9 protein-coding genes are annotated in these 7335 nt (G+C 65.6%); 3 read left to right on the top strand and 6 right to left on the bottom strand.

The window, feature by feature from the left end; translation table 11 throughout:
• Positions 1–234: 234 nt before the first annotated feature.
• Positions 235–840 (top strand): hypothetical protein, encoded by a 606-nt coding sequence (locus ACWCXX_RS39970; RefSeq protein WP_451136067.1) that lies wholly within the window; start codon positions 235–237, stop codon positions 838–840.
• A 209-nt stretch (positions 841–1049) separates the two neighbouring features.
• On the opposite strand, the gene ACWCXX_RS39965 is transcribed toward ACWCXX_RS39970, so the two are convergent.
• The 4 genes from ACWCXX_RS39965 to ACWCXX_RS39950 form a co-directional block, all read right to left on the bottom strand.
• Positions 1050–1337: a hypothetical protein gene (locus tag ACWCXX_RS39965; protein WP_451136065.1), complete on the bottom strand. Its 288-nt coding sequence runs from the start codon at positions 1335–1337 to the stop codon at positions 1050–1052.
• A gap of 260 nt (positions 1338–1597) precedes the next feature.
• Entirely contained in the window at positions 1598–2452 is an 855-nt protein-coding gene (locus ACWCXX_RS39960) for a transposase (protein WP_451136063.1), read from the bottom strand.
• A gap of 129 nt (positions 2453–2581) precedes the next feature.
• Positions 2582–4366 carry a reverse transcriptase domain-containing protein gene (locus ACWCXX_RS39955; RefSeq protein ID WP_451136061.1) on the bottom strand — a complete coding sequence of 595 codons (1785 nt, stop codon included), beginning with the start codon at positions 4364–4366 and terminating at the stop codon, positions 2582–2584.
• A 524-nt stretch (positions 4367–4890) separates the two neighbouring features.
• On the bottom strand, positions 4891–5559 hold the full coding sequence (locus tag ACWCXX_RS39950) for a transposase family protein (protein ID WP_451136070.1): 669 nt from the start codon (positions 5557–5559) through the stop codon (positions 4891–4893).
• 152 nt (positions 5560–5711) lie between these two features.
• On the opposite strand from ACWCXX_RS39950, the gene ACWCXX_RS39945 reads away from it, so the two are divergent.
• Together ACWCXX_RS39945 and ACWCXX_RS39940 are read left to right on the top strand one after the other, a co-directional pair.
• Positions 5712–6617, top strand: a complete 906-nt coding sequence (locus ACWCXX_RS39945) for a hypothetical protein (RefSeq protein WP_451136059.1) — start codon at positions 5712–5714, stop codon at positions 6615–6617.
• Positions 6618–6779 carry a response regulator transcription factor gene (locus ACWCXX_RS39940; RefSeq protein WP_451136068.1) on the top strand — a complete coding sequence of 54 codons (162 nt, stop codon included), beginning with the start codon at positions 6618–6620 and terminating at the stop codon, positions 6777–6779.
• Between the two features lie 22 nt (positions 6780–6801).
• Here ACWCXX_RS39940 and ACWCXX_RS39935 read toward each other — a convergent pair whose 3' ends face one another.
• Together ACWCXX_RS39935 and ACWCXX_RS39930 are read right to left on the bottom strand one after the other, a co-directional pair.
• The gene (locus tag ACWCXX_RS39935) at positions 6802–7068 is read right to left on the bottom strand and encodes a hypothetical protein (RefSeq protein ID WP_451136057.1); all 267 of its coding nucleotides are present in this window, start codon (positions 7066–7068) and stop codon (positions 6802–6804) included.
• 5 nt (positions 7069–7073) lie between these two features.
• Positions 7074–7241 (bottom strand): hypothetical protein, encoded by a 168-nt coding sequence (locus tag ACWCXX_RS39930; RefSeq protein WP_451136055.1) that lies wholly within the window; start codon positions 7239–7241, stop codon positions 7074–7076.
• Positions 7242–7335: the final 94 nt, after the last annotated feature.

The raw sequence follows: 7335 nt of genomic DNA, 5'->3' as shown, positions 1-7335 counted from the left end.
CAAGGACGGAAGACCACCCTGCCCCACGTTGGCGAACGCCATCTGCCGGATCTCCACGCCCTGCGACCCCGGTAGCCCCGACGGCGCCGAGCCTCAGTCCGTGCAGCTCTCGGCCAGTGCGCGGCGATGTGGGTGGCAGTGGCGTACGCAGAACTACCTAAATATGGCACTCATGTTCGCATCGGGGTGGCTTGGACCCGGTGAGTGTCGGTGGGGGACGCTATGGTCCGCGCTATGGAACAGGATCTTCCCAAGCGCTTTGCTCCTCTGCCTGATCGGATCGGCCACGTTGGCGGCGTCGAGTCGCTCACTTTGAACGGGCGGCGCTACTACTTCGGCTTCGACTACACGAGCGACGTGGTTCTCTCTCCGCTGATCGACGATCCGAAGGCGATGGCCGCTTTCGCGAGCGAATACATGCGTCAGAGCACCGGCAGGCAGGACGTGACCTACTGGGAGGGTCTGGTCACCGCAGCGGCCGAGGGCACGGAGCTGGACTGCGACGATGCGGAGCGGGACATCACCTCGGAAGACGTGCGTGGCGGTTTGCCGGGCGCCGAGAGTTACCTGCTTTACCTTCTGGGCGCGGCCACTGGCTGGGACGACTGGTTCGAGGAGGCGCCGGAAGTACAGCAGGCGTACGAGCGGCTTGGGTTCGATGAAGAGGACTCGGAGTTCATCGACCACTGCCTTCAGGCTGTTCGGGAGCATGGGACGCAGGCGCGACCCGACGAGTGGACAGTCGTGCACTTCCACCTGACCGCAGCGACGCAACATCTGCCAGGCAACTGGAACATACTGTTCACGCCGCTCGCAGAGGGCGTGACGCGTCACCGATGAGCGGCGGCGCGGCTCTGCTGCCGACAGGTGGCGCCTCGGCGGGCAGCGCCTCCCGCACTCGTCGACATCGAGTTCCGGGCTCGGCGGGCGCCTCCCGAAGCCGTCGAGAAGCGACTTCACATGAAGGTTCTGGCACAGATCTTGGGGAGCGGTCACGGAGAGTGACGGTTTCGTTCGATTGTAGGGGAGGGCCGCGAGCCGGAGGCCCGTCAGCGTTCACGCATTCTGGTCCACCACCAGCCGAACATCGCCAACTCGATGTAGTTGGGTTCCGGCAAGGTACGGCGCTCGAATTCCGCGTCGATGCGTGTGATCAGTCGGCCCAAGTCCCTTTTGGCTCCGGGAGGAAGGTGCAGCATCGCCCTCTCCAGGTCATCACGGGCATCTTCCACCTCTATCCCAGGCGAATAGGCCTCGGAGGCGTTCAGGTATCGTCCAGGCTGCTTAAAAGCCCACTCGAAACGAGAGAGCGCACCAGCGACCGCGTTGGGCCACATCTCCTGGTCTTCGACCCGACGGATCGCTGCACGAGTCCGCGCGGAGACACCACGGACCCTCAGGACCGGATACTGCCATCGTGGCCGCCACCGCTCTGCACGGATGGCCTTGGGGCGCCTACGCGGCATCGCCCTTTCGGATCAACATGAGGCCATCCTGCCACGACTGGGCACCTGTATGGCCCCCGCCCACACGCCCACCGCGGCAAATGTTCCTGATTCTCGGTTCTCGCGCAGCCCTTGAGGGGCGTCTCGGAGTGTCACTGGAGCAGGATCATCTTGCGGAGTAGTTCGAATCCGGCTCGGCCGTAGAGCTGCCGCTTGATCTTCTTGATGCGGTTCACGGCGCCCTCGATGCTGCCGGAGCTCCAGTCGAGAGTGAGCCCGGCGGTCACGGCGTCGAGGTCCCGGAGCAAGTGGAGTGCGAAGCCTGTGAGACCGGGCAATTGGCTGGCGTCGACTGCGTCGACCCAGGTGGGGAGTGTGGAGCCGAGGCGATCGGTGAGTATCTCGCCAAAATCGCGGACGTGTCCGGCCGCCTTGTCCAGTTCGGGGCAGTGGGCCAGGATCTCCTTCAGTTCGGCCCGGTCTTCCTCGGTCATGGTCGCGGGGTGACGGGTGATCCAGCCGGTCACCTGCCGTACCGTCGGCGGCCGTGGTGGCGCCCCGGACTGAGCCCCGCGCAAGGTGGCGATGTAGGCGCGGACCATGCCGTAGGTGACAGAAGCGTGCTCGGCAGCCAGCTCGCCGTGCAGCTGGGTGACGCTGGTGCATCCCTCGGTGAACCGCCGCTCCAGGTAGGGCTTGTAGGGGTCCAGCCTGCTGGGCCGAGGTCGGTTCTCGCGGATGGTGTCCTGCCAGCGTGCGGCGTTCGCGTACCGGAGCACGGTGTTGAGACCCCAGCCCAGGTGCCGGGCGATCGCCCGGCGTGAGTGCCCTTGGGCAAGGAGTTCGTGGACCAGGGCATGTGCTGCCTTCTTGCGCTCGGCCCGCCGGCCGACGGGCGTCGAGTCGTCCTGCGGCCGACCGGAAGCCAGCCGGGTGGCCTCCGGCAACATGCCGCTGGGCGACGGGTTGCGCAGGCAGTCGCGATGGGCGGCGACGCAGGTCTCCACGGCTCGGCCGAGGCCCTGCCACAGAGTACTGGTGGGCCGTCGGCGAGGTGCCTGCTGAGCAGGTCCTTTTCCCACGGCCCCCAGCCCGAACGACGCATGCGACTTTCACCGCACGTCGCTCTCCAGCGACTACTCCGTGAGTGCTGTGACAGGTCTCTTGCCATGGATGGACGCGTGACAACTTCCGCAGACCACAAGGGTTTTGCGGTGTCGTGCGGCCATGAGATCTGCCCATGGCGGCCGGTCGCCCGGTCTTCCGAGGTCGGCGAGCTTGGCGACGTGGTGGACTTCTACCGCGTCGATCCGCCCGCACGGCTCGCACCGCCCGGCGAGGAGTCGGGTGACCAGCTCCTTGCGTTTGGTGTTGACCGGGGCCAGCCGACGGTCGGTGATGACCGTCTTTTTGTCCCGTCGCAACGGGATCCCTCCGAACCTTCCGACCAGCGGTTTCCTGCCGGTGCGTTCGAGGCGGGCCTCGAAGCACTTGCGAGGCCCGTGCGGTGTCTCGATGGTGGCCGCGTACTTGTGGGCCATCTTCGACACCGACGAACGGTGCTTGTTGGCGAGCGTCATCAGCATCGAGGTCTCCATGACCCATTGCAGCCGGGCGAGTCGAAAGACGTCGCCGGCCAGCAGGTAGTACTGGACGATGCCGCGGTACTCCGACCCGTAGGTGCTGAGGATGACGTGGTCGTCCTGGTTCAGCAGTTCGGGCCGACGCGCGGGTTTGCCGCGCTTCATGTACTGGGCCTGTTTGGCAGATACCACCGAACGGGGGACACGTAATCTGATGACCCCATTGACGGAGCGCCGTCCGCCGGTGACCTTGCGGTCGTTGTGATGCACGGTGATGTCGTAGCCGAGGAACCTCGCCGCCTCGGTGCGGGCGTGCGTGATGAGCGTCTTCTCTGGCGACAGTTCCAACTTGAGGTCGTCACGCAGGAATTGCGCCAGACGCTCCTTGATTTCCTCGGCCTCTACCTTTGGTCCGGCAAACCCGAGCAGAGCGTCATCGGCGTAACGCACATACCGCAGCCGCCGGTAGCCGGGATCCTGAGTATCCATGCTGGGCATGCTGCGGAGTTGCTTGCGAAGCTCCCGCATCTCGGTGCGGTCACCGCGCTTGCGTGCGCGACGCATCGCGTTCCAGACCTTAAAGAAGACTTGGTTCGGCTTCCTGACTTTCCTTCGGGTGTATTCCGGGATCAGAACGTTCTCGACGTACTCGTCCAGCTTATGCAGATAGATATTCGACAAGATCGGTGAAACAACTCCGCCTTGCGGGCTCCCGCTGTGCGTGGCGTTCCAGACCCAGTCTTCCAAGTATCCGGCCTTGAGCATGTTGTGCACGAGCCGAAGGAACCGGTTGTCGTGGATTCTCTCGCCCAGGATTCGCAGCATGACCGAATGGTCAAGCCGATCGAAACACTGCGCAATATCACCCTCAACAAGCCAGACCGTGCCCGTCCAGGTATTCGCCACATCGCGCAGCGCGGTGTGACAGCCCCGGCGGGGACGGAAACCGTGAGAGGAGTTAGAGAATGTCGGCTCGTAATACGCCTCAAGTAGCAGGCGGATCACCTCTCCGACGAGCTTGTCACTCCACGGAGGCAGGCCGAGCGGGCGCAGCTTCGTGCTGCCCCGCCCCTTCGGGATGTAGACCCTGCGAGCTGGGCTCCATCGGTAGCGCTCGTGGCGCAGCGCGTCGATGACGTGCTCGATCTTGCCCAGTGACATGCCGTCCACGGTCTCCCCAGTGACTCCGGGCGTCATCGCTCCCTTGTTGGAGTACAGACGTCCGTAAGCCGTGAGATACAACTGCGGATTGAAGAGCTGTCGATACAGTTCATTGCACGGCAGGCCACGCCTGCCGCGTTCACGGAGGACACCCAGCACTGTTTCGGCACTCTGCATTTCGCATACCTCCCAAGTCTTGAGTGTCCGATCACCTGGCCCCCTTCGCCCGGTGTGGACGGCTTTCCCGTCCCCCTTGGCCGGTCGTGACTCCGGCGACTACTACGGGGCCTCCGTCGCCATAGGAAGATCTCTTCCCGTAGGCGATCCCATGTTCGTCCTTGTCGTACGTCCTAGCGTGGTGTAGGTGCCCCATTCATCCCCTTGAATGCCCTCGCTGGGCATCGCTCCGCACTCCGGAAGGTGCGTCGACCATTCCACAAAGTCGTCACAGGGTGCGGCGTCGGTTACGGGCAGCTTTCCGACGGATTCGACCTTCAATCTCCTGGGGATTAGGGTTCAGGCAATTCAGCTTTCACCGTGTCACGCGGGTCCCACGACGCGTCACCTCTACTGCCTGAGAGTGGCCGTCGGTTTCCTGGCATGCTCTGGTCCCGTCACCGTTTCCGGATCGGGTAAGCCATCAGACCCAAGAATCTCCTTCCGAATTCATCCCGACTGAGTCGGGGATACGACAAGGCGCCTCATGGCGCACTGGAAGCGGTCGCTGACCTGCACGGCGTCGGGTGCGCCGGCGGTGATGCCCTGCCGGTAGGTAAGGGAGCCGTCGCGGCAGGCGACCTCGACACCTGGGTGCTCGCGGAGCCAGTGGCTGAGCTGTTCCGCGTCGCGCCCTCCCAGAGAGTGAGCGGGAGCCGGGTGGTGGCGTCGACCAGGAGGGTTCCGTAGGTGCCGCCGTAGAGCGCGAAGTCGTCCACCCCCAGCACCCGGGGCGTCTCCAGTGGCGGAAGCGGCATCCGCATCAGCTGGGCCAGAACAGTGCACCGCGAGAGCCTGATGTTCAGGATCCGCAGCATCCGAGCACCGCCTCGGGCCGCCAGCACCACGCCGATGTCCTCCACCAGACGCTGCAACTGCGGCGTCCGACGCTGGTAGCGCACGGTCAGCCCCGGTACTTGCTCGGCGAAGGTCACCTTCGGACAGGCCGCGTTCTCGCAGTACAGGCGGCGTACGGACAAGTCGATGCGCAGAGGTCGGCCTCCGAGAGCGACGTCGGCGAGGCGCCGTACATAGCGGCTGTGGCACCACGCGCTGAGCTGGCCGCATCCCGTACATCCCGCCGGAACACCGAATCTCGTGCGGGCGCGGACCACCACGACAGCATCAGCGACATCGGCCGAGACCACCAGCACATCATTCAACTGCGGTAAGAGGTCCGCAAGTTCAACAGAGCACAACCACAGGCTGCCCACTATGCAGACCGGCCGACCCTCACACCGAGATGATCTCCGGCTACGAAAATTTCGCCAGAGCCACGTTCACTTGTACGCCGACAGGCCCCCCGATGTCGGACAGGAATGCAGATCGTGAACATCGGCGCTTCTCGCGCGCGCTGGAGTCGGCCCTCACCTTGGACGAGGTGGCCTCGGCCTACCTCAATACGGTCGGCCGGGTCGTCCAGGCGGACGGCCTTGACCTCTACATGCTCGACATCCCCGCGGGGACGGTCGTCGACATACGCGCCACCGCCGGCGGTGGGATGCTCAACCAGTACGAGGCATACGGGCGGCCCGGCGGCCCTGTGCTCAGGTTCGTCGTCGAGCGCCGGAGTCCGATCGACTCCTCGCGGGTGGTTGTCCCCCAGGCCTGGGGCGCCTGCGGCGCGCGGCAGGCATTCCGAACGGAAAGGCTCGCCCACTCGATGGAGGCGCCGTTGATCGCGTCCGGAGTGATGTACGGAACGATCACCTTCGCGCGCCGGCCGGGGTCGCGCAACGTGTTCGGCGAGCAGGACCTCGCCTCCGCGCGGGTCGTCGGCGAGGAGCTGGAACTCGCCACCGAGCGTGCACTCCGCCATGAGGCGACGGTACACAGGGCGACGGCACTGGAGCACGCACTGGACCAGATGGCGCAAGCGGTGGTGGTCACCGACCTCGACGGACAGTTGCTGTTCCAGAACCGGATCGCCCGGCGGGACTGGAACTTCGAGGCGGTTCCGGTCGACGTGCCGCGTCCCGGGTCCATCGCGGCCTGCATCGGCGAGGGGGTCGCGGCGCTCCGGGACAACGGCAGGCGCGTCTTCACCCGTAGCGTCCACGACGGCGGTCGCAAAGCGATCGTGAAGACCTGCCGACCGTCCGAGCGCGACGACACCGCAGTCACGGTCGTGTTCCCATGCGCGGAGGAGACCGCGGCCCAGCGGCTGCCCATCTGGGAGGTGTTGACGCGGCGCGAGCAGGAGATCGCGTAACTGGTCAGCGAGGGTCTGACCACCAAACAGATCGCGGCGCGGGCGTTCATCAGCGAGAACACGGTCAAGCAGCACCTCAAGCGGGTGTTCGCGAAGACCGGCGTGAGCAATCGGGCCGAGCTCGTCCAGCTGATCTGGACCTCGGGACGCCCGTCCGGGTAGGGGCGGCCGGTCACAGCCGCCCCTACCCGGTGTTGATCACAACGCCCCTGGTGAGCCGCGCCTTCACCGGGCCGGTGAGACAGAGGCGGGCGATGCCGTTCACCCGCACCGCGGGGGCCAAATCCACCGGCCGATGAGCGACGGTGCCGCGCCGCGCCCATGTGGCTGCGCCGTAGAGCGCGCCGCCGCCCATCCGGTGGAACGCGGACTCCGAGAGGGTGTGGGTGAGGCATCCGCGCGCCCGCGCGAACTCCGGATACGCCGCCTGCAGCGCGGTGAGAACGTTCACCCCCACTACTCTTCCGCGGCAGCCTCCACCTCCTGCGCGCGGACCTCGCGCAGCGATGTGTAGTGGTCGAACACACCGACGCAGCGCGTCAGGTTGTCCAGGCTCGCGGAGCCGGCAGCGGTCGCCACAGCCTCGGCGAACACCTCGGCATCGGTGGCATCGGCGTTCAGCAACCTACTGAGGTTTTCAGGGTGGGGTCGGTGGGTTGATAGCCAGGCCCGTGGCGGTGAGGCAGCCGTCGATCAGGTGGGGCCGGATTTGGATTCT

The sequence above is a fragment of the Streptomyces sp. NPDC001732 genome (assembly GCF_053596315.1).
This window is presented reverse-complemented; position numbering and strand designations above follow the sequence as displayed.